At 58.2% G+C, this 20,405-nt stretch carries 19 protein-coding genes and 1 pseudogene; 7 read left to right on the forward strand and 13 right to left on the reverse strand.

Annotated elements, in window-relative coordinates; genetic code table 11:
- Positions 1-24: 24 nt before the first annotated feature.
- The 3 genes from gshA to LOY56_RS01105 form a co-directional block, all read right to left on the reverse strand.
- Positions 25-1,608 (reverse strand): glutamate--cysteine ligase, encoded by a 1,584-nt coding sequence (gene gshA, locus LOY56_RS01095; RefSeq protein ID WP_258618933.1) that lies wholly within the window; start codon positions 1,606-1,608, stop codon positions 25-27.
- Between the two features lie 375 nt (positions 1,609-1,983).
- Positions 1,984-2,367 carry a PaaI family thioesterase gene (locus LOY56_RS01100; protein ID WP_258618935.1) on the reverse strand — a complete coding sequence of 128 codons (384 nt, stop codon included), beginning with the start codon at positions 2,365-2,367 and terminating at the stop codon, positions 1,984-1,986.
- On the reverse strand, positions 2,367-4,691 hold the full coding sequence (locus tag LOY56_RS01105; RefSeq protein ID WP_008076563.1) for a Tex family protein: 2,325 nt from the start codon (positions 4,689-4,691) through the stop codon (positions 2,367-2,369). Before LOY56_RS01105 ends, LOY56_RS01100 begins: the two co-directional genes overlap by 1 nt.
- A 360-nt stretch (positions 4,692-5,051) precedes the next feature.
- On the opposite strand from LOY56_RS01105, the gene ompR reads away from it, so the two are divergent.
- Positions 5,052-5,792, forward strand: a complete 741-nt coding sequence (ompR, locus tag LOY56_RS01110) for a two-component system response regulator OmpR (RefSeq protein WP_007903084.1) — start codon at positions 5,052-5,054, stop codon at positions 5,790-5,792.
- Between the two features lie 115 nt (positions 5,793-5,907).
- The gene (locus LOY56_RS01115) at positions 5,908-7,221 is read left to right on the forward strand and encodes an ATP-binding protein (RefSeq protein ID WP_258618945.1); all 1,314 of its coding nucleotides are present in this window, start codon (positions 5,908-5,910) and stop codon (positions 7,219-7,221) included.
- 84 nt (positions 7,222-7,305) lie between these two features.
- On the opposite strand, the gene rimK is transcribed toward LOY56_RS01115, so the two are convergent.
- The gene (gene rimK, locus LOY56_RS01120) at positions 7,306-8,211 is read right to left on the reverse strand and encodes a 30S ribosomal protein S6--L-glutamate ligase (protein ID WP_008005189.1); all 906 of its coding nucleotides are present in this window, start codon (positions 8,209-8,211) and stop codon (positions 7,306-7,308) included.
- Positions 8,208-8,627, reverse strand: coding sequence for an ATP-dependent zinc protease (locus LOY56_RS01125; protein ID WP_237887112.1), 420 nt, complete (start codon positions 8,625-8,627; stop codon positions 8,208-8,210). Before LOY56_RS01125 ends, rimK begins: the two co-directional genes overlap by 4 nt.
- Positions 8,628-8,899: 272 nt before the next feature.
- Between LOY56_RS01125 and LOY56_RS01130 the strand changes: the two genes are divergently transcribed.
- The 3 genes from LOY56_RS01130 (at position 8,900) to LOY56_RS01140 (ending at position 12,159) form a co-directional block, all read left to right on the forward strand.
- Positions 8,900-9,307, forward strand: coding sequence for an RNA-binding S4 domain-containing protein (locus tag LOY56_RS01130; protein ID WP_258618950.1), 408 nt, complete (start codon positions 8,900-8,902; stop codon positions 9,305-9,307).
- Positions 9,308-9,532: 225 nt separating this feature from the next.
- Positions 9,533-10,435, forward strand: coding sequence for an Hsp33 family molecular chaperone HslO (gene hslO / locus LOY56_RS01135; protein ID WP_258618951.1), 903 nt, complete (start codon positions 9,533-9,535; stop codon positions 10,433-10,435).
- Positions 10,436-10,614: 179 nt separating this feature from the next.
- Positions 10,615-12,159 carry a phosphoenolpyruvate carboxykinase gene (locus tag LOY56_RS01140; RefSeq protein ID WP_258618958.1) on the forward strand — a complete coding sequence of 515 codons (1,545 nt, stop codon included), beginning with the start codon at positions 10,615-10,617 and terminating at the stop codon, positions 12,157-12,159.
- A gap of 123 nt (positions 12,160-12,282) precedes the next feature.
- On the opposite strand, the gene LOY56_RS01145 is transcribed toward LOY56_RS01140, so the two are convergent.
- The 8 genes and pseudogenes from LOY56_RS01145 to LOY56_RS01180 all read right to left on the reverse strand — a co-directional run bounded on the left by LOY56_RS01145 (position 12,283) and on the right by LOY56_RS01180 (position 17,380).
- On the reverse strand, positions 12,283-13,554 hold the full coding sequence (locus LOY56_RS01145; RefSeq protein ID WP_258618961.1) for a type II toxin-antitoxin system HipA family toxin: 1,272 nt from the start codon (positions 13,552-13,554) through the stop codon (positions 12,283-12,285).
- Positions 13,551-14,045 (reverse strand): helix-turn-helix domain-containing protein, encoded by a 495-nt coding sequence (locus tag LOY56_RS01150; protein ID WP_258618962.1) that lies wholly within the window; start codon positions 14,043-14,045, stop codon positions 13,551-13,553. Before LOY56_RS01150 ends, LOY56_RS01145 begins: the two co-directional genes overlap by 4 nt.
- Positions 14,046-14,282: 237 nt before the next feature.
- Positions 14,283-14,636, reverse strand: a complete 354-nt coding sequence (locus LOY56_RS01155) for a DUF1493 family protein (RefSeq protein WP_258618964.1) — start codon at positions 14,634-14,636, stop codon at positions 14,283-14,285.
- A 64-nt stretch (positions 14,637-14,700) separates the two neighbouring features.
- Positions 14,701-14,861 (reverse strand): annotated as a pseudogene (locus LOY56_RS01160) (transcriptional regulator); the annotation flags it as partial.
- Between the two features lie 113 nt (positions 14,862-14,974).
- Positions 14,975-15,274, reverse strand: coding sequence for a hypothetical protein (locus LOY56_RS01165; protein ID WP_258618965.1), 300 nt, complete (start codon positions 15,272-15,274; stop codon positions 14,975-14,977).
- 350 nt (positions 15,275-15,624) lie between these two features.
- Positions 15,625-15,786 (reverse strand): hypothetical protein, encoded by a 162-nt coding sequence (locus LOY56_RS01170; RefSeq protein WP_258618968.1) that lies wholly within the window; start codon positions 15,784-15,786, stop codon positions 15,625-15,627.
- Between the two features lie 78 nt (positions 15,787-15,864).
- Positions 15,865-16,992, reverse strand: coding sequence for a hypothetical protein (locus LOY56_RS01175; protein ID WP_258618969.1), 1,128 nt, complete (start codon positions 16,990-16,992; stop codon positions 15,865-15,867).
- Positions 16,993-17,101: 109 nt separating this feature from the next.
- Positions 17,102-17,380: a hypothetical protein gene (locus tag LOY56_RS01180; protein ID WP_258618971.1), complete on the reverse strand. Its 279-nt coding sequence runs from the start codon at positions 17,378-17,380 to the stop codon at positions 17,102-17,104.
- Between the two features lie 311 nt (positions 17,381-17,691).
- On the opposite strand from LOY56_RS01180, the gene LOY56_RS01185 reads away from it, so the two are divergent.
- Both LOY56_RS01185 and LOY56_RS01190 read left to right on the forward strand, forming a co-directional pair.
- Complete coding sequence (locus LOY56_RS01185; RefSeq protein ID WP_258618973.1) at positions 17,692-18,195, forward strand: polysaccharide deacetylase; 504 nt, start codon at positions 17,692-17,694, stop codon at positions 18,193-18,195.
- A 270-nt stretch (positions 18,196-18,465) separates the two neighbouring features.
- Entirely contained in the window at positions 18,466-20,400 is a 1,935-nt protein-coding gene (locus tag LOY56_RS01190) for an ATP-dependent DNA helicase RecQ (RefSeq protein ID WP_258618975.1), read from the forward strand.
- The last annotated feature ends 5 nt before the right edge of the window (positions 20,401-20,405 follow it).

Genomic DNA, 20,405 nt, shown 5'->3' on the forward strand with positions numbered 1-20,405 from the left:
TAAAGTCCGCAGGGCCTTCAGAGTTTAGTTACTGATCGCCAGAATACTCGCCTGATACGACCCGACAAACACATCGAAATCGCCGACTTCGTTCTGTTCCAGCTCCACCTGCTGAGCCAGCGACGAGCGCGCCAGTTCTTCAAATTTAGCCTGTTCTTCGTCTGAAAGCGGCTCGCTACGGAAAAACTCTGCGTGCACCTGACTCTGGCGCAGGGAGAATCGGGCAAAGCTTTCCTTGTGCTCGGCCATCGCCGCCAACACCTGCGCCGATGGCGTCAGGGACGAGTCCTGGACCTTGGCCAGTTGTGCGTCCAGGGCCTTGCTGTGGGCATCGCCGCCATGGCTTTGATCCAGTAATGCCGCCAATGGCGCAATTTTTTCCAGCAATTCGCTGGCCCATTCCTTCAGGTCTACTGGCTGCCCGTCGCGTTGCAATTGCAGGCCCGGACGACGACCTTCCTTGACCACGCTGAGGAAGTTCGACGTCGCATTGCCGCAGCTGGTACTGGTCAGCAGTGGGCTGTCGTTCAGCGCGCAGTACAACAGGAATGCATCAAGGAACCGCGACTCGGTGAGGTCGATGCCCATCGGCAGGAACGGGTTGATGTCCAGGCAGCGCGCTTCGACGTACTGAATGCCACGGGCCACCAGTGCCTGAATCGGACGCTCACCGGTGTAGGTCACGCGTTTCGGGCGGATGTTGGAGTAGTACTCGTTTTCGATCTGCAGGATGTTGGTGTTGAGCTGAACCCACTCACCGTCCTGATGCGTACCGACTTCGACGTACGGCGGGTATGGCGTGGCCACCGCTTTGCGCAGGCTGTCGGTGTAGCTGGTCAGATCGTTGTAGCACGGCGTCAGACCGGCCTGGGCGTTGCTCTGGTAACCCAGATCGCTCATGCGCAGGCTGGTGGCGTACGGCAGGTACAAGGTGTCCGGGTCCAGCTGTTCCAACTGATGCGAGCGACCGCGCAGGAAACCGGCGTCCAGCGCAGGCGAAGCACCGAACAGGTACATCAGCAGCCAGCTGTAGCGGCGGAAGTTGCGGATCAGCGCGATGTAGGCCGACGACTGATAATCGCGATCGGTGCCGACAAAGCCTTCGGCCTCTTTAAGCAGCGGCCAGAGCTTTTCCGGCAGGGAAAAGTTGTAGTGGATTCCGGCGATGCACTGCATGGTCTTGCCGTAACGCAGCGCCAGGCCCTTGCGATAGACGTACTTGAGCTGACCGATGTTGGAGGTGCCGTAATAAGCGATCGGGATGTCTTCCTCGGCCGGCAACGGGCACGGCATCGATGGACTCCACAGGTACTCATTGCCGAGCTTGCTGTAGGCAAACCGATGGATCTTATCGAGGCTTGCCAGGGTTTCCGCCGGGTCTGGCAGGGCTGGCGTGATGAATTCCAGCAGCGACTCGGAATAGTCGGTGGTGATTTGTTCATTGGTCAGCGCGGAACCCAATGCTACAGGGTGCGGCGTTTGCGCCAGGCGCCCTTCGCCTGTCACGCGCAGGCATTCACGTTCGATGCCGTGAAGGCACTGTTCGAGCAGAGAGAGGTTAGCGCGCTCGCCGAGCAGAGCCAGGCGGCGGTTGAGAAGTTCGCTCAAGTTGGATTCCTTCACGCGTCAGTCGCCCCAATATGGGGGTGGGCAAGACGGTCTACAAGGGTGAAGTTAAAACTGGCGTTTTCGCCTGGTTTTTGAGCCGCACAGAACAGATGCCAGCCAGTTAAAGATTGATCACCGCAATTCCCTGTGGGAGCGGGCTTGCTCGCGAGGAGGGCATGTCAGTCCACGTCGCCTGACACACTGCATTCGCGGGCAAGCCCGCCCTCATAGGTTGCGTACCTTACTGACTGGTATTAGCCGCACAGGCTCACATTTAAAAGCCAACTTCACTCCCTGAATCTGGCTATCGCGCGCGAAGAAAACTCCGACGCTGCAGTCACAGCGCCGAAATTAACTCAAATTGATGATGGGCGGCTACAGGACAGCGAACGTGCCTTGTGCTTTTGCGACGAGTCTGTCGCCTTGCATCACATCGGCCTCGACCACCAACGTGCGGCGGCCCGGGTGGATCACCCGGGCCGTGCACATCACTTCACCGTCGGCGACGGCGCGGATGTAGTTGATCTTGCACTCGATGGTTGCGCTCTGCTGGTCAAAGCCGTGGGTGCTGGAACACGCCAGCCCCATGGCAATGTCCACCAGACTGAACAAAGCGCCGCCGTGCAGTTTGCCGCCGCGATTGCGCAGTTCTGGCTCAAGCGCCAGGGCGACTTGCGCCACCCCGGTTTCCAGACTGTGCAAGCGACATCCCAGCAGCTTGAAAAACGCGCTTTCGGTCAAGCCAGCCGGGATCTCCATCAGCGTTTTTTCAACTGTTTGGCGTTGGCGAACAGCGAGGCCATGGCGTTGTTGGCCGGGGCCGCTGCCGTGGTTTCCTTACGCGGTGCGGTGTTCTGGGATTGGCGTGGTGCCGAACCCGGACGCGCGCCACGAGCGCCGTCGATCTTCTCGCCCGGGGTATCACTCATGCGCATCGACAGGCCAACGCGTTTGCGCGGGATGTCGACTTCCATGACCTTCACTTTGACCACATCACCGGCCTTCACCGCTTCGCGCGGATCCTTGATGAACTTCTCCGACAGTGCAGAGATGTGCACCAAACCGTCCTGATGCACGCCGATGTCGACGAACGCGCCGAAGTTGGTCACGTTGGTCACCACACCTTCGAGGATCATCCCCAGCTGCAAGTCCTTGAGGTCTTCGACGCCTTCCTGGAACTCGGCGGTCTTGAACTCGGGACGTGGATCGCGGCCGGGTTTTTCCAGCTCTTGCAGGATGTCGGTGACCGTCGGCAGACCGAACGTTTCGTCGGTGTACTTCTTCGGATCGAGGCGCTTGAGGAAGCTCGCGTCGCCGATCAGCGAGCGAATGTCGCGATCGGTTTCAGCGGCGATGCGCTGCACCAGCGGATAAGCTTCCGGGTGAACCGCGGACGAATCCAGCGGGTTGTCGCCGTTCATGACGCGCAGGAAGCCCGCGGCCTGTTCGAAGGTTTTTTCACCCAGACGCGCAACTTTCTTCAATGCGGCGCGGGTTTTGAACGCGCCATGCTCGTCGCGGTGGCTGACGATGTTCTGCGCCAGGGTCGCGTTGAGGCCGGAGATGCGCGCCAGCAGCGCCACGGAGGCAGTGTTGACGTCGACGCCGACGGCGTTCACGCAGTCCTCGACCACCGCGTCCAGGCCGCGTGCCAGTTTCAGCTGCGACACGTCGTGCTGGTACTGGCCGACGCCGATGGATTTCGGATCGATCTTCACCAACTCCGCCAGCGGGTCCTGCAAGCGACGGGCAATCGACACCGCGCCACGGATCGACACGTCGAGGTCCGGGAATTCCTTGGAAGCCAGTTCCGACGCCGAGTAAACCGATGCACCGGCCTCGGAGACCATGACTTTGGTCATCTTCATGGCGGGGTATTTTTTGATCAGCTCGGCAGCAAGCTTGTCGGTTTCGCGGCTGGCGGTGCCGTTGCCGATGGCGATCAGGTCGACTGAATGCTTGGCGCACAGGGCGGCGAGCACGGCGAGGGTCTGGTCCCACTTGTTGTGCGGTACGTGCGGGTAAACCGTGGCGTGATCCAGCAGCTTGCCGGTGGCATCGACCACGGCGACCTTGCAACCGGTGCGCAGGCCCGGGTCGAGGCCCAGGGTGGCGCGCGGGCCGGCCGGGGCCGACAGCAGCAAGTCGTGCAGGTTGTGCGCGAACACGTTGATCGCTTCGGTTTCCGCGCCATCGCGCAGTTCACCCAACAGGTCGGTTTCCAAGTGGGTGTAGAGCTTGACCTTCCAGGTCCAGCGCACCACTTCGCCCAGCCATTTGTCGGCGGCACGGTTCTGGTTCTGGATGCCGAATTGCTGGCCGATCATGCCTTCGCACGGGTGCATGGTGCCTGGCAGTTCATCGCCGACTTTCAGCGCGGAACTGAGGATGCCTTCGTTGCGGCCACGGAAAATCGCCAGCGCGCGGTGCGACGGCATGCTTTTCAGCGGTTCGTCGTGTTCGAAGTAGTCGCGGAACTTGGCGCCTTCCTCTTCTTTGCCGGCGATGACGCGGGCACTTAGGGTGGCTTCCTGCTTGAGGTAGTTGCGCAACTTGTCCAGCAGGCCCGCGTCTTCGGCGAAGCGTTCCATGAGGATGTACTTGGCGCCTTCAAGGGCGGCTTTCACATCGGCCACGCCTTTTTCGGCGTCGATGAAGCGCGCGGCTTCGGCTTCAGGGTTCAGGGTCGGGTCGTTGAACAGGCCATCGGCCAGCTCGCCGAGGCCGGCTTCCAGGGCGATCTGGCCCTTGGTGCGGCGCTTCTGCTTGTACGGCAGGTACAAGTCTTCGAGGCGGGTCTTGGTGTCGGCGAGTTTGATGTCGCGTTCGAGTTGCGGGGTCAGTTTGCCCTGCTCTTGGATGCTGGCGAGGATGCTGATCCGCCGTTCGTCGAGTTCTCGCAGGTAGCGCAAACGCTCTTCCAGATGACGCAACTGGATGTCATCGAGGCTGCCGGTCACTTCTTTCCGGTAGCGGGCGATGAAGGGAACGGTAGAGCCTTCATCGAGTAGCGCGACGGCCGCTTCGACCTGTTGTGGGCGTACACCGAGTTCCTCGGCGATGCGGCTGTTGATGCTGTCCATAAAACCACCTGACAAATTGTGAAAGCAGGCTCGCAGGCGCAGAGATAAGGGCTCGGCGAGTCTGGTTGAGCGGCCTGGCGTGCGCCGCTACCTGAGCCAACAGGCTTCCCGTTGACCCGTGAAATCGAACAATTACTGCCGGCGCCATGAAAAAAAAGCGGCTGCTTGCAGTAACGATCAGACGTTGCCTGACACAAAAGGCCGCGCATTATAACCAGCGTTCTGTCCATTCGGGGGCATCGCGGGTTGTAGGCACAATGCCCGGTTTTCTGGCGGTGAAGGAAAAATCTGCTAACAATGCACACGGTGCGTATAACGGCAGCTACGCCATAATGCGCGCCGAGATCAAAGGAGCATCCAATGAGCAGCACTGCAAACATTGCTGAAGGCGAAAAAATTCTTATTGTTGACGACGATCCTGGGCTGAGCAGCCTGCTGGAACGCTTTTTCGTCAGCAAGGGCTACCGTGCCCGCGCCGTCCCGAACACCGAACAAATGGACCGCCTGCTGGCGCGTGAAGTGTTCAACCTGGTCGTCCTTGACCTGATGCTGCCCGGCGAAGACGGCCTGACCGCTTGCCGCCGCCTGCGCACGGCGAACAATCAGATTCCGATCATCATGCTCACCGCCAAGGGCGATGAACTCAGCCGCATCAAGGGCCTTGAACTGGGCGCCGACGATTACCTGGCCAAGCCGTTCAACCCGGACGAACTGATGGCTCGGGTCAAAGCGGTTTTGCGTCGTCAGGCGGCACCGGTGCCAGGCGCCCCGGGCAGCGAAGACGAAAGCGTGACCTTCGGTGACTACGAACTGTCCCTGGCCACCCGCGAACTCAAGCGCGGCGACGAAGTGCACATGCTCACCACCGGTGAGTTCGCGGTGCTCAAGGCGTTGGTCATGAATGCGCGTCAACCACTGACCCGCGACAAATTGATGAATCTGGCCCGTGGTCGCGAGTGGGATGCCCTAGAGCGTTCCATCGATGTGCAGATTTCCCGTCTGCGCCGGATGATCGAGCCCGATCCGTCCAAACCGCGCTACATCCAGACCGTCTGGGGCGTGGGTTACGTGTTCGTTCCGGATGGCGCCGCCACGAAGTGATCGGTGATTTGTAGGAGCGGGTCTTGCGGGTAACGGGTCAGATGGCCTTTCCCGCAGACTCGCGATCCGCAATATGCGAGCATCGCTCGCTCCTGCAAGTGTGTAGCGGTTATCCATGAAAACCCCTGTTTGGTTCCCCCAGAGCTTCTTCTCCCGCACCCTGTGGCTGGTGCTGATCGTCGTCCTGTTCTCCAAGGCGCTGACCCTGGTTTATCTGTTGATGAACGAAGACGTGCTGGTGGATCGCCAATACAGCCACGGCGTCGCCCTGACGCTGCGCGCCTATTGGGCCGCCGATGAAGAAAACCGCACTAAAATCGCCGATGCCGCGACCCTGATCCGGGTGGTGGGTGCCGGTGTGCCGGAAGGCGAACAGCACTGGCCCTACAGCGAGATTTACCAACGACAAATGCAGGCCGAACTGGGTGCCGACACCGAAGTGCGATTACGCATGCACTCACCGCCGGCGCTATGGGTCCGGGCGCCCAGCCTGGGTGATGGCTGGCTGAAAGTACCGCTGTATCCGCACCCATTGCGTGGCCAGAAAATCTGGAACGTGCTCGGCTGGTTCCTCGCCATTGGTCTGCTATCCACCGCCTCGGCATGGATCTTCGTCAGCCAGCTCAATCAACCGCTCAAACGTCTGGTCTATGCCGCAAGGCAACTCGGTCAGGGCCGCAGCGTGCGCCTGCCGATCAGCGATACGCCGAGCGAGATGACCGAGGTTTATCGCGCCTTCAACCAAATGGCTGAAGACGTCGAACAGGCGGGGCGCGAACGGGAACTGATGCTGGCCGGGGTCTCCCACGATCTGCGCACGCCCCTGACCCGTTTGCGACTTTCCCTGGAACTGATGGGCGCTCACACGGACCTGACGGACGACATGATCCGCGACATCGAAGACATGGACGCGATTCTCGATCAATTCCTGGCGTTCATTCGTGACGGACGTGACGAGTCGGTGGAAGACGTGGACCTGAGCGATCTGGTTCGCGAAGTCGCCGCGCCGTACAACCAGAACGAAGAAAAAGTGCACTTGCGCCTGGAGCCGATCCAGCCGTTCCCGTTGCGTCGGGTGTCGATGAAGCGGCTGCTGAACAACCTCATTGGTAATGCTCTGCATCACGCCGGCAGCGGGGTGGAAGTGGCGGCTTATGTGTCCGGGGATACGAGTGCGCCGTATGTGGTCCTGAGTGTCATGGACCGTGGGGCAGGGATCGATCCGTCGGAACTGGAGGCGATCTTCAACCCGTTCACCCGTGGCGATCGGGCCCGGGGCGGGAAGGGGACCGGGTTGGGCTTGGCGATTGTGAAGCGGATCGCTTCGATGCATGGCGGGAATGTCGAGCTGCGCAACCGGTCCGGTGGTGGGCTGGAAGCGCGGGTACGGTTGCCGCTTGGGTTGATGTTGCCGAGGGATGCGGTTTAGAAGCAGCTACAAGCTACAAGCTAAAGCGGCTTTTACTTGCCGCTTGAAACTTGAAACTTGAAACTTGTAGCTTGAAGCTGCTTTTTAGCCTTTGCCTTTGGTCCGCGTCATATTCGGCCCACCATTCTTCTCCAGATGCTCAATGATGATCCCCGCCACGTTCTTCCCGGTGGTGGTTTCAATCCCTTCAAGCCCCGGCGACGAGTTCACTTCCATCACCAGCGGCCCATGATTGGAGCGCAGGATATCCACCCCCGCCACCGCCAACCCCATGACCTTCGCCGCACGCAACGCGGTCATGCGTTCTTCCGGCGTGATCTTGATCAGGCTCGCACTGCCACCGCGATGCAGGTTGGAGCGAAACTCCCCCGGCTTGGCCTGGCGCTTCATCGCCGCGATCACCTTGTCGCCGACCACAAAACAGCGAATGTCCGCACCACCGGCTTCCTTGATGTATTCCTGAACCATGATGTTCTGTTTCAGGCCCATGAAAGCTTCGATCACCGACTCCGCCGCCGTCGCGGTTTCACACAGCACCACACCGATGCCTTGGGTGCCTTCCAGCACCTTGATCACCAGCGGTGCGCCGTTGACCATCTCGATCAAGTCGGGAATGTCATCCGGGGAGTGGGCAAAACCGGTGACCGGCAAACCGATCCCTCGGCGCGACAGCAATTGCAGCGACCGCAGTTTGTCTCGCGAACGAGCGATGGCCACCGATTCGTTGAGTGGAAACACCCCCATCATTTCGAACTGGCGCAGCACCGCGCAGCCATAAAACGTTACCGAAGCACCAATCCGCGGGATCACTGCATCGAAACCCTCCAGCGGTTTGCCTCGGTAGTGGATCTGCGGTTTGTGGCTGGCAATGTTCATGTAGGCGCGCAAGGTGTCGATCACCACCATTTCATGGCCACGCTCCATACCGGCTTCGACCAGACGACGGGTGGAATACAGACGCGGGTTCCGCGACAGCACAGCGATCTTCATGCAACACCTGTGGAGAAGGTAGATACCGGGAACACCGGCTTGTCTTGTACATATTTAATGCCCGGATTGACCACCAACTGGCCGTCTATCAGGGCTTTGGAACCGAGTAACAGGCGATAACGCATGGACTTGCGGCAGGCGAGGGTGAATTCGACCCGCCAGACCCGATCACCGAGGGCCAGGGTGGTGCTGACCACATAGCGCATCTGCGTGTGGCCGTTGGAGCTTTTAATGGTTTTCCTCGTTACCAGCGGAGCTTCGCAACGCCGGTGACGCAGTTGCACCACCGTGCCCAGGTGCGCAGTGAAGCGCACCCATTGTTCGCCGTCGCGCTCGAACGGCTCGATATCGGTGGCGTGCAGGCTGGAGGTGCTGGCGCCGGTGTCGATTTTTGCGCGAAGGCCCGCGACTCCCAAATCCGGGAGCGCCACCCACTCGCGCAGACCGATAACGGTCAAATGATCAAATGTCTTCAAAAGTGCTCAATCGGTAAAAACCGCTCTGGCCGCGTGCGGCTGAATCCGCGGTATTCACGCAGAATAATGGGTAAAAGGCGACAGATATCTACTGCCTGGATTTCCATCCCTCACTGGCGGGGAATGCCTGCATTCTAATCCAGAGTGTGATGATTCATGGCACGACAGAAACGGTAGTACAGTTCATCGATATTTCAGAATGAGGTCATCCGATGGCACAAAAAAGCGAAGAGGACGACAAGGTTCGTCTCGATAAATGGTTGTGGGCCGCGCGTTTTTATAAAACACGTGCCTTGGCCAAGGCCGCGATTGAGAGTGGCAAGGTGCATTGCCGGGGCGAGCGCTGCAAGCCGGGCAAGGAACCGAGGATCGGCGACGAATTTCAGATTCGCACCGGCTTCGAGGAGCGCACGGTGGTGGTCCAGGCGCTGTCGATCGTGCGCCGTGGCGCGCCGGAGGCTCAGGCCCTGTATGCCGAAACCGAAGCCAGCGTCGCCAAACGTGAAGCGGCTGCGGCCATGCGCAAGGCCGGGGCGTTGGGCGTGAGTACCGATGGCAAACCGAGCAAGAAGCAGCGCCGGGATCTGTTCAAGTTTCGCGGTAACAGCAACGACGAGTAGTGACCGCCGGCAAGCCCAGACTTGCAATCGCTCACCTGTGCAGCCATATGGGTGTGCTCGACAGCGCCAACGTTAAAACGCCGTTCGTCGAAAACCGGGATTTGACCTTGCTTGGAACAACCCTGGATTGTCCATAAAATGCCCTTATGGCTGAACATTGCCCGCGCAAAAATGCGGAAATGACGCGATTTTCATTTTTTGTAACCCTTTCAGATACCCAGACCTATGACCGATCTAGCGGATAACGACTACACCCAACGCTTCATCTTCGATGACAGCGACACTCGCGGCGAGCTGGTTGGGCTGGAGCGTAGCTATGCCGAAGTCCTCGCCAAACACGCCTATCCGGAGCCGGTCGCGCAACTGCTGGGCGAGCTGATGGCGGCGGCAGCGTTGCTGGTGGGCACCTTGAAGTTCGATGGCTTGCTGATTCTTCAGGCCCGTTCCGAAGGCCCGGTGCCGCTGCTCATGATCGAGTGCTCCAGCGAGCGCGAAATCCGTGGGCTGGCGCGTTACGAAGCCGACCAGATCGCCCCGGACGCGACCCTCGCCGACCTGATGCCCAATGGTGTGCTGGCGCTGACCGTCGACCCGACTCAGGGCCAGCGTTACCAAGGCATCGTCGACCTCGACGGCGAAACTCTCTCGGAGTGCTTCACTAACTACTTCGTCATGTCTCAGCAGGTCGGCACGCGCTTCTGGCTCTACGCCGATGGCCGTCGTGCCCGTGGCCTGTTGCTGCAGCAATTGCCTGCCGACCGACTGAAAGACGAAGAAGAACGCGCCGCCAGCTGGCAGCACATCACCGCCCTCGCCAGTACGCTGACGGCCGATGAATTACTGAGCCTGGACAACGAAACCGTGCTCCATCGCCTCTATCATGAAGAACAGGTGCGCCTGTTCGACGTGCAGAAACTGCGCTTCCATTGCAGCTGCTCGCGGGAACGCTCGGGTAATGCGCTGGTCAGTTTGGGTCTGGAAGATGCTCAGGCACTCGTCATCGAACACGGTGGCGCCGTCGAGATCGATTGTCAGTTTTGCAACGAACGTTACCTGTTCGACGCGGCCGATATCACCCAATTGTTTGCTGGTGCAGGGGTCGATACGCCGTCAGATACCCGTCACTAAAACGTTTCAGCGCAGGTAAATTCACTGCGTAACGCCGGAATAACGCCGTTACGACGGGAGGGCCCTACACTTTTTGGGCTTTTCTGGCATAATCCGGCCCACTTTTTTCGCGGTAGTAGTGCACGACTTTCTACTACAAAACGTTTGGAGCACTCGGCCACTGGCCGACGGGGAACCTCATGACGCAAGCCAATAACGCCGTGTACACCGATCTGAGTGTTGATGATCTGGTTAAAGAAGCCCTGAATCGCGGTGAAGGCGAGCTTGCCGATACCGGCGCGCTGGTTGTTCGCACCGGTCACCGTACCGGCCGTTCGCCAGTCGATCGTTTCATCGTTGAAGAGCCGACCACCCAGGACGCCATCGCCTGGGGCCCGATCAACCGCAAGTTCCCGGCCGACAAGTTCGATGCCCTGTGGGCTCGCGTCGAGGCCTTCAACAACGCGCAAGAGCATTTCGTTTCCCACGTGCATGTAGGTGCTGCCGAAGAGCACTACCTGGCCGTGAAGATGACCACCCAGACTGCCTGGCAGAATCTGTTCGGTCGTTGCCTGTTCATCAACCCAGCTCAGTACAACCCGGCTGGCCGTGAAGAGTGGCAAGTCCTCAACGTTGCCAACTTCGAGTGCGTGCCAGAGCGTGACGGCACCAACTCTGATGGCTGCGTGATTCTCAACTTCGCCCAGAAAAAAGTGCTGATCGCTGGCATGCGCTACGCCGGTGAAATGAAGAAAGCCATGTTCTCGGTGCAGAACTTCCTGCTGCCGGCCGCCGACGTACTGCCAATGCACTGCGCCGCCAACATCGGTGAAGCAGGCGACGTGACCCTGTTCTTCGGTTTGTCCGGCACCGGCAAAACCACCCTGTCCGCCGATGAAAGCCGTTACCTGATCGGTGACGACGAACACGGCTGGGGCGAGGGCGTGGTGTTCAACATCGAAGGCGGTTGCTATGCCAAGTGCATCGACCTGTCCGAGAAGAACGAGCCGGTCATCTGGAAAGCCATCAAGCACGGCGCAGTCCTGGAAAACGTCGTTATCGATCCGGTCACCAAGAAAGCCGACTACGCCGACGGCAGCCTGACCCAGAACAGCCGCGCAGCGTACCCGCTGGAGCACGTCGAGAAGCGTTCCGAGAAAAACCTCGGTGGCGAGCCAAACGCTGTGATCTTCCTGACCTGCGACCTGACCGGCGTCCTGCCACCAGTGTCGATCCTCAGCGAAGAGCAAGCGGCCTACCACTTCCTGTCCGGCTACACCGCACTGGTGGGCTCGACCGAAATGGGTTCCGGCAGCGGCATCAAATCGACCTTCTCCACCTGCTTCGGCGCCCCGTTCTTCCCGCGCCCGGCCGGCGAATACGCAGAACTGCTGATCAAACGTATCCGCGGCTTCGGCTCCAAGGTCTACCTGGTCAACACCGGCTGGACCGGCGGCGGCTACGGCGTTGGCAAGCGCTTCAACATCCCGACCACTCGCGGCGTGATTGCAGCGATCCAGAGCGGCGCGTTGATCGGTGCTGAGACTGAGCACTTGGACACCATCAACCTGGACGTGCCATTGGCTGTGCCGGGCGTTGAGACTGGTTTGTTGAACCCGCGTAATACTTGGGCTGATAAGGCTGCTTACGATGAAGCTGCCAAGGCGTTGGCCGGGTTGTTTGTTGAGAACTTCAAGAAGTTCGATGTGAGCGACGCGATCAAGGCTGCTGGGCCGAAGTTGTAAGAATCGGTAGTGGTTTGAGGTAAGAGAAAGCCGCCTGAGTAGGGCGGCTTTTTTGTGGGCGCGATTCAGTTCCCTTGAAGCAGAACTGGCAATCTTCCCTGCGTCGTAGTTGGCGCGTTGAGGCTAATTACCCGAAAGCCGAAACGCTGGGGCCATGTTGTCCCTCTCTCGCTTCGAAAGCCCCAACGCACTAGCCACGTTTGACCATTGGCTGACGGCTTCCTGGTAGTTCTCGATAATTTCGTCTGCGTCGTTACGGCTGACTCGGAAGTACCCTGCAACTTCGCGAGCGAGCTCAAGATCCAAAGCGTTATCCGAATCGGTAATGTTGAGTTTCAACCCATCGGCATGTGGTACCGGGTTCATGTCGTAGGCTTCAGACAGGCGCCATCCTCGACCAGGGTCAAGGATAAAACCATGATTGCGCAGGTGGTCGTCGGTATTGGAAACCAGGATGTTGAACACGATACGAGACCACAACTCGCGAAGATCCGCGTTAGTTTCTGAACCGTGCTTTATGAGCACTTCAGCCAACTCCAAGTAGCTGGCACCTGCCGATGCATCGTCACCGTCCACCCTGTCTGTCATGGTCATGGCTGAGGCGAAGTGCAGTCGACCACCATTTTTGGTTCGGTCGAAGCGCTTAACCATAAAGCAGTGATGATCGCTTGCGAAACGTTGTGCCACACCAGTTGCTACCCGCAATCCGCAGCTATCCGCCAAGGCGTTCACCACCAGTTCCCAACCGCCGACGTCATAGTCATCGCGAGTGCTTGGAAATTTAGCGATCCACAAATGCCCAGCTTCGTCAGCGACACTGGCCTTAGGTCTGGCTCCGCCCAATGAGCCGCCAGGTGCAATCAACATTCTCAGCCATTCCCGTCCATCGGGAGCAGTGTTGTCCTCATCGCGCTCCAAGGCGCGACTTGCCTGCTCCAAGGCGCGTAACTCGACGAAGGGCGGAGCAGCCAACCCATCGCGATCATCCAGAAAATTGCCTTGGTCATTGAGTTTGTAGCGGATCGCCCCGACCCGGTAGCGGTCATGAACACCCAGAAGAAAGTCGGACTCGTACAGTTTGGTTCCGTCAGGCGCCAAGCCCTCGCGGATATCTCGCTCCAGCCGGCGCTTCATCAGCAACTGACCCCACCGATCAGGGCTTGAGTCAGCAAATATGCCAAACCGGCTTTGATGTTGACCTGGGTACTGACGACCTTCAAAAAGCCCGATACGGGGGTCAAGCGAAATGAAATTTAACGCCGGATCGGCCAGTGCGGCAGAGTCGTACTCAAACTCAAATATGTTTGCGGAGCGGGTTTTCCTTACGTGCAGGAACCCAAGTCGTCTTGGACCGTTCAAGGTTTCCCAGTCGGCATACACAGCGATTAATGTCATTTTTCATCTGCCATAGGCTTGTTTTTTTTCTTGATGACCAAGCGGGATAAGGAGTGGGTACTGAAAGGGAAATCAGGAATACGATCTGATTCGGGACCGGATCTTTCAATCAATTGACCACCCTTTTCGTCTACGGGGGACGGCGTTCGGGTCGCAGCAATGCTTCGTGCACTTCGGCGTTTTTTGACCGTGAGTTTCGCTCCGGGGGTTAACTGAGCATCTTGCAGTTGGCGCCCTAACTCATCCACTGCGGCGAGCTTACTCAAGTCTTTTTCCAATCCCAGCACCTGCATCACTGACAAATAGGCACCCATCGTCACTCCCGATCCACCGGACTCCAGAGAGCGCAGTGTCGTCAGCGACATGCCAGCCCTCTCGGCTACTTGTTTGGCTGTCAGCTTTCGGCGCAGTCGAGCGAGTTTCAGTCGCTCGCCAAACTCGGAAAGCAGCTTGGACGCGGCGGGCAAGAGTGGTGCTGTTTTCTTAGCCATGTGCCATTATTCCTTCATTTTTAAGCCTAAACTGCCAGAATAATAGCACTTAATGGATGGGCTGCTTCACGGTCTTACAGGGTTACGGGATCGACCTATCTAGGGTTGCCATTCCTTGTCTATGCAGATGATCGATCATCAAAACTGCCATTATTCCAGTCGAAATACGCCTAAACAGCCAGAATAATGCCACTTATCTTGAGACTGGTTGCGGCGATCGAAGTATCGATATGCGCGTTACAGGCCCTCCAATCTTTGTGTGTCCCACCGTTGCACCTTGATCGCTTGGTAAAGCATGCCAATGGTCAGTGGGATTTTGTCGCCTCGACCCTTCGCCCTGCGTTTGAGGAACACATCAAACCCTTCCGGCTGAAAGTACCGGTACGCGTCGTAATCAACGAAGTCGATCCCAAACTGTTCTTCCAGCGCTTCCATCAAATGCCGTGCATCAGCGCCATCACAGCCCAGGTCAAAGTTGATCGAGGTGGTGAGGCTGATGATTTTGCGTTCGGGCAGGCCGAGCTCTTCGTGCAGCAGCTGCATGAGCAGGTGCATGGCGTGGTCATCGGGGAAGTTGGGGGCGAGGTTCATGGTGCATCTTCCGTTGGGTGTATATCGATGAGGATTAAGCCCGACTTTGCGGCGAGTCGGGGTCGTCAATCGGCACTGTGAACTTGGTCTGAGTCAGATCGGTAGCCTTACGAATTTCTTGGACTTGCAACCCATCAACATGAAACTCGCGGGCTCACGCTCACCCCGTACGATCTCGTTCATCTGTTGCACGCTTTCCATTAGCTCATCAAAAAACTTGCTCATGATTATCTCCAGTGTTCGATGACGGCTTTCGGTGCTCTGCGTCCCAAGAGCCGAACGCGGAGCGTCCGTAGAGGCATTCCCACGCGGAGCGTGGGAACGATCTTCACTCGGCGTCAGGCAGGCGCTTTCCAGCCCATCATGCGTTGCTGGGCGACTTTAAGCAGGTCGCAACCGTCCTGAGTTAGCAGGTAGAGCGCGTGGGTGATGTGGGGAATATCTTCGACGTCGCCGTGTTTGAAGCAAACGCAGTGCAGGGTTTTGAGGAGATCACTGGAGGCTCGGATGCGCTGGAGGGCGGCTTCGAGGATGTCTTGCGGGTTGGCCTCTGTATCGATGATCAGGGGCGGGGAGTCGGTGAGGCTGGTTTGCAGCGGAAGGTAACGATCGTTTGTGAGCGGATTCCATGAGTTCATTGTGTTTATCCTCAAATGCATCAAATGAAGCCACCGCCATCGTGACCAAGCGATGGGAGGCGGACTGTGTTCAGGTTGGTCAACCGGTGAGGATCACACGCATACCCGGCACGCCCGAAGGCGTCCCAAACACAGCCACCATAAAACGTGCAGACACTTGAGGTGCCGGCAGCATACAGCGAACGCGTAAGTATGATCCATTCGGGTGACCAAGCCCGAGCCGCTGATTTGGCAGCGCCAGTCACGACTATAGATTTGAGCTACGGGGCGGCGATAGTCGACAAGGAGCCTTCTGTTGTAGGAACGGGATGAAGCTTCGATAGGCCGTTACTACCGATCTGCCGACCGCTTCAACAAGTCGCGTTTTTCGCCATCAGACGCCTGGCTTCTTCGTCCGGAATGCTCGGTCGAGGATCATCGATGCTGGCCTGGACCTGCTTGATGAACCATGCCTCGTAGGCTGCATTGTCGATTTGCGCCTCAGAGTCGTTGTCGGACGTTTTATCCATCATTCAACTTCACCTCTACATCAGTTTTTAGAAATCCCGCGCCCATCACAGGAGTGCTTTCGCCCAGCGCCGCCCACCCGATCAACCAATATGCCGATACGCCGCAACATCCAGCACGCTAGTCGTCAGCCCGGTCGCCGGCGCATAGATCGTGCCCTTCACCGCCGAGAAGTTGACCCCTTGGCTGCCCAGCGAAACATAGCGTTCACCTTGATCCAGCTCGGTGAAGTAGGTGTAGGAGTAGTTGTGCATCAGCCGATACTTCGCTTCGTCGTCGACCATGGCTTTGCCGAGGTTCGCCAGATCGGCCTGAGTCAGGTTCAACGGCTTGTCCAGTTGCACGCCCCAACGCTTGAGGCAGACTTCGGCAAAGTGGCGAACGAACCGGCCTGGCTCGGCCAGGATTTTCGGGCCGTTGACGCCGTCAGGGGAGGCATTGCCAACCAGAGTGGCGTGACGGCCGGGTATTGGGTAAATGTGGGTTTTGGTGCCAGTGGCGGTTTGCGGGATAACGCAGCTGAAACCTTTCGAGCGTTCGTCCCGGGCATAGAAACCTACATACTCTTTGACGTTGCCACCGAGTTTGACTTTGTCATCCTGAAAGTTGCCAATACCAGGCACCGGATCAATCGCAAAGATAGTAACCGGGATGTTTCTAAGTGTGCTGTCCTTGAACATGGCGTTGGCCAGCATGTGGCAACTAATACCGCCGCGGCTCCAGCCCACCAGGTTTACTTGGGTGGGAATAATACCGTCCTGGCGGAAGGTTTTGATGATCTGTTCTTGCAACGCCTGCTGGGTCACGCTGCGATCGCCATAGTTGTATTTGCGCCAGAACCACGAGCCTTCAATTTTCACGTCTTCAATGGGGATGCCGGCCGCTTTGAGGCGGTTGTATTCGGCTTCGGTCAGTTGCTCGCGCTGCCAGCTGCACTGGCCTTTGATGATGTTGATCGCGTGCTGGACGTTTTGCTCCCAGCCTTTGCCGAACAGTGTGCCGCTGAGGCCGTAGTCCTCGGACTTGGTGAAGAGATCATCGGCTTGCAGGTTACCGCTGCCGGGGCCGTCGACCACGATCCATTCGGCGAACTCCCTGCCGAGATGGTGGGATGCGAGTGTCGACACCAGTTCGCCGTCCCAGTAGTTTGCGTTGGTGTCGTCGAATTTGGTTGAGCCAGTGCCACAGAAGAAAATAGTTAGTACGGTCATTTGTGTCGCTCTTTTTTGATGTAAGAGCTGGCACGTTAGTTTGTGTTGTTTGAAGAGTGAAGTGATGAGTTGTTGCTATTTTTGTAAGGTGTGTTAGTTATTGATATTTTTATTTGATTCGCTGTTTGGCGACTTCAAGAAGTTCGCAGCCATCTTGGGTCAGCAAGTAAAGTGCGTTGACGATATTGGGAATGTCTTTCACGTCGGCCTGTTTAAAGCACAGGCAATAGAGCGTTTCGAGCAGGTCACTGGCAGCGCGGATGCGTTGCTGGGCGGCGTCAAGAATCTCGTGAGGATTGGCTTCGGTGTCGATGACCAATACGGGAGTATCGCTGTAGCTGGTTTTGAGCGGGCGATAGCGGTCTGTTAACGAGTGGAACGTGTTCATCGAGGTCAGTCCTGTAAGGAAGTCGGGCAGTCTCGCCGGCAGGCCGACACAGTGTTTTCAGCCGCGTCGAAAACTATAGAGGGCTGCGGCGAGGCGTCGCAAGGTGGCGCAAATGGACAGGATTTGTAGGGGATTTACCGGCGCTATCGGCCTTTGCCTACGCATGCCCCAACTATTTTTTAAGCTTTTCCCTTAGAGGTCGATATTCCTACGGGCCTGTCAGGCTTAGTGCATCAAAGCTCTGTAGGGTGCGCGCCAGAATTTGTAGGACGTTTCGAAGCGTCTGAGTCGACTCTTAAAGGGAATTAGGTATGCAATGGCTGCGTATGGTCTCGATTTTTTTGTTGTGGGCGGGTGTTTGCCGGATGGCGGGCGCTGCCGACGTCGCTCATTCGCTGGTCCTCGCCAACATGGACCGCAACGGTTGGCCACAGGCGCTGACCACTCAGGCAGACGTCGACACCGCGTCCCGCGCCGAGGTCTTGATGGTGGGCAAGGCGCTGTTGGCCAGCGAAACGCTGGATGAACAGGGTCTGAAACAGCGACTGGGTGTGCAGGCTGTGAAGCTCAAGTCGGTCAGGCAAGTGCGTGACGGGTTGTGGGATCGGTTGCTGATTACCTACCGCAACGCCAGCCAGAACTGTGACGCTGAACCCTTCTGCCCCCGTGTGCGAAGTGTCGCGGATTTGCGTCAGTTGGCGGCGGCGTTCACTGGCGAAATCAGCCCGGCTTTTGCGGTTTGGGCGAGCAAGAGTCGGGTGTTTCATGAGCAGGCGCTGAATGAACAGTTGCGGGTGGCGGTGTTGGTGCCCTGATTTTTTATCAATGTTTTTTGGGTGATATTGATCGTTCCCATGCTTCTGCGTGGGAATGCAGCCCGTGACGCTCTGCGTCACATTCAATAGCTGGAACGCGGAGCGTCCCTTGAGGCATTACCACGCAGAGCGTGGGAACGATCACGCCTTGCAGTCTCCCGAACTATCCGCTGTATCATCCCGTATCGTTTTTGCCCCCGACCTTTTCTCGACTCGCTGCGTTCGCCGGCTAGGCTTTGGGCTTCGCAGCGGTCAACGGAGTGACAGCTTATGCACAACACCCTGGAACAGGTTTTCGGTTATCCACAGTTTCGGCTCGGCCAGGAGGCGGCGGTCAGCGCGGTGTTGGCCGGGCGTTCGGCGGCGGCCATTTTCCCGACCGGTTCGGGCAAGTCTCTTTGCTATCAATTGCCGGCCTTGTTGCTGCCGCACTTGACGCTGGTGGTCTCGCCTTTGCTGGCGCTGATGCAGGATCAGTTAGCGTTCTTGCAGCGCCACGGCATTGCGGCGGGCAGTATCGATTCGGCCCAGAGCCGCGATGACGCCAGCGATGTGATGGCCCGGGCCAAGTCTGGTGAATTGAAGATTTTGATGATTTCCGTGGAGCGCCTGAAGAACGAGCGCTTCCGTAATTTCTTGCAGCAAGTGCCCATCTCGCTGCTGGTGGTGGACGAGGCCCACTGCATTTCTGAATGGGGCCACAACTTTCGCCCCGACTACCTCAAGCTGCCGGACTATCAGCGCCAGTTCAACATCCCTCAGGCCCTGCTGCTGACCGCCACCGCGACACCCAAGGTGATCGCCGACATGGAGGCCAAATTCTCCATCGCCCCCGAGGATGTGGTGACCACCGGTTTTTATCGACCCAACCTCAATCTGTTGGTGGAACCGGTACGCGGCCAGGACAAGCGCCGACGCCTTGTCGAGTGGATGAGCCAGCGTCCCGGCCAGCCGAGCATTGTCTACGTGACCCTGCAGAAAACCGCCGAGCACATCGCCGAACATCTGGGGCGGAACGGAATTCAGGCCGAGGCCTATCACGCCGGTTTGCCCCACGAACAACGGGAAGCAATTCAGCGGCGGTTCATGGGCGGGCAATCCAATTGCATCGTCGCGACCATCGCGTTCGGCATGGGCATCGACAAAAGTGATATCCGCAACGTGGTGCATTTCGACCTGCCCAAATCCATCGAAAACTACAGCCAGGAAATCGGCCGCGCCGGGCGTGACGGGCAGCCATCCGATTGCCTGGTGCTGGCCAACCGCGACAGCCTCAACGTGCTGGAGAACTTCGTCTACGGCGACACGCCGGAACGGGACGGCATTCGTTGCGTGCTCGAGGAGTTACAAGCCGCTGTGCCCGAGGGGCAGTGGGAGTTTCTGCTGGGGCCTTTGGCCGATCAGAGCAACATTCGCCAGTTACCGCTCAAGACCTTGCTGGTACAGCTGGAGCTGCGCGCAATAATCGCTCCGCGTTATGCGTATTACGCCGAATACCGCTTCAAGTATTTGCAGGAGCCCGAAGCGTTGCTGGCTCGTTTTGAAGGTGAGCGCAGGGACTTCGTCTCGGCGATCATCCAGACCTCCAGCCGCGCACGCACCTGGGCCACGGTGAATTTCGACGCGCTGTATGAACAGCATCAGGCCGAGCGCAGTCGGGTGGTCAAGGCCCTGGATTACTTCCAGGAGAAAGGCTGGGTGGAGCTTGAAAGCAAGCAGATGACCGAGGTCTACAGCCTGCAAAAAGCAGACTTTGATGCCCAAACCCTGAGCGCTGAATTGCACGCCTACTTCACCCAACACGAGCGCACCGAGATCGCGCGGATTCACGCCATGCTGGATCTGTTCGCCACCGACCTCTGTCTGGGTTACCGCCTGGCGGAATACTTCGGTGACGAAAACGCACCGAAGCAGTGCGGGCATTGTTCGGTGTGTCACGGTCAGGTGGCGCGTCTGCCAGCACCACCGGAATTGCCAGCGCTTGTGGATAAAAATTTCGAGGCGCTGTGTGGTGACTTTATCCACAGGCACGAGCAGCACACGGGCAACATCCCTTCGGCTGAGCGCGTAACAAGATTTCTATGTGGGATCAGTGTGCCGCTGTTTACCAAGCTCAAGGCTCGGGCGATTCCGGGGTTTGCGGCGTTGGAGGATTATCCGTATGCCGAGGTGCGTGAGTGGGCTCAAGCGCATCTACCAAGTTGAAACAC

The sequence above is a fragment of the Pseudomonas sp. B21-048 genome (assembly GCF_024748615.1).
In the GTDB taxonomy this organism is placed as follows: domain Bacteria; phylum Pseudomonadota; class Gammaproteobacteria; order Pseudomonadales; family Pseudomonadaceae; genus Aquipseudomonas.

Coding starts and splice junctions, on each gene's coding strand:
- LOY56_RS01175 (WP_258618969.1), bottom strand. CDS start 16,992: ATGACCGTACTAACTATTTTCTTCTGTGGCACTGGCTCAACCAAATTC.
- LOY56_RS01155 (WP_258618964.1), bottom strand. CDS start 14,636: ATGAACCTCGCCCCCAACTTCCCCGATGACCACGCCATGCACCTGCTC.
- LOY56_RS01115 (WP_258618945.1), top strand. CDS start 5,908: ATGAAAACCCCTGTTTGGTTCCCCCAGAGCTTCTTCTCCCGCACCCTG.
- LOY56_RS01100 (WP_258618935.1), bottom strand. CDS start 2,367: ATGGAGATCCCGGCTGGCTTGACCGAAAGCGCGTTTTTCAAGCTGCTG.
- LOY56_RS01180 (WP_258618971.1), bottom strand. CDS start 17,380: ATGAACACGTTCCACTCGTTAACAGACCGCTATCGCCCGCTCAAAACC.
- ompR (WP_007903084.1), top strand. CDS start 5,052: ATGAGCAGCACTGCAAACATTGCTGAAGGCGAAAAAATTCTTATTGTT.
- LOY56_RS01105 (WP_008076563.1), bottom strand. CDS start 4,691: ATGGACAGCATCAACAGCCGCATCGCCGAGGAACTCGGTGTACGCCCA.
- rimK (WP_008005189.1), bottom strand. CDS start 8,211: ATGAAGATCGCTGTGCTGTCGCGGAACCCGCGTCTGTATTCCACCCGT.
- LOY56_RS01170 (WP_258618968.1), bottom strand. CDS start 15,786: ATGATGGATAAAACGTCCGACAACGACTCTGAGGCGCAAATCGACAAT.
- LOY56_RS01145 (WP_258618961.1), bottom strand. CDS start 13,554: ATGACATTAATCGCTGTGTATGCCGACTGGGAAACCTTGAACGGTCCA.
- LOY56_RS01165 (WP_258618965.1), bottom strand. CDS start 15,274: ATGAACTCATGGAATCCGCTCACAAACGATCGTTACCTTCCGCTGCAA.
- LOY56_RS01140 (WP_258618958.1), top strand. CDS start 10,615: ATGACGCAAGCCAATAACGCCGTGTACACCGATCTGAGTGTTGATGAT.
- LOY56_RS01150 (WP_258618962.1), bottom strand. CDS start 14,045: ATGGCTAAGAAAACAGCACCACTCTTGCCCGCCGCGTCCAAGCTGCTT.
- LOY56_RS01190 (WP_258618975.1), top strand. CDS start 18,466: ATGCACAACACCCTGGAACAGGTTTTCGGTTATCCACAGTTTCGGCTC.
- hslO (WP_258618951.1), top strand. CDS start 9,533: ATGACCGATCTAGCGGATAACGACTACACCCAACGCTTCATCTTCGAT.
- LOY56_RS01185 (WP_258618973.1), top strand. CDS start 17,692: ATGCAATGGCTGCGTATGGTCTCGATTTTTTTGTTGTGGGCGGGTGTT.
- LOY56_RS01130 (WP_258618950.1), top strand. CDS start 8,900: ATGGCACAAAAAAGCGAAGAGGACGACAAGGTTCGTCTCGATAAATGG.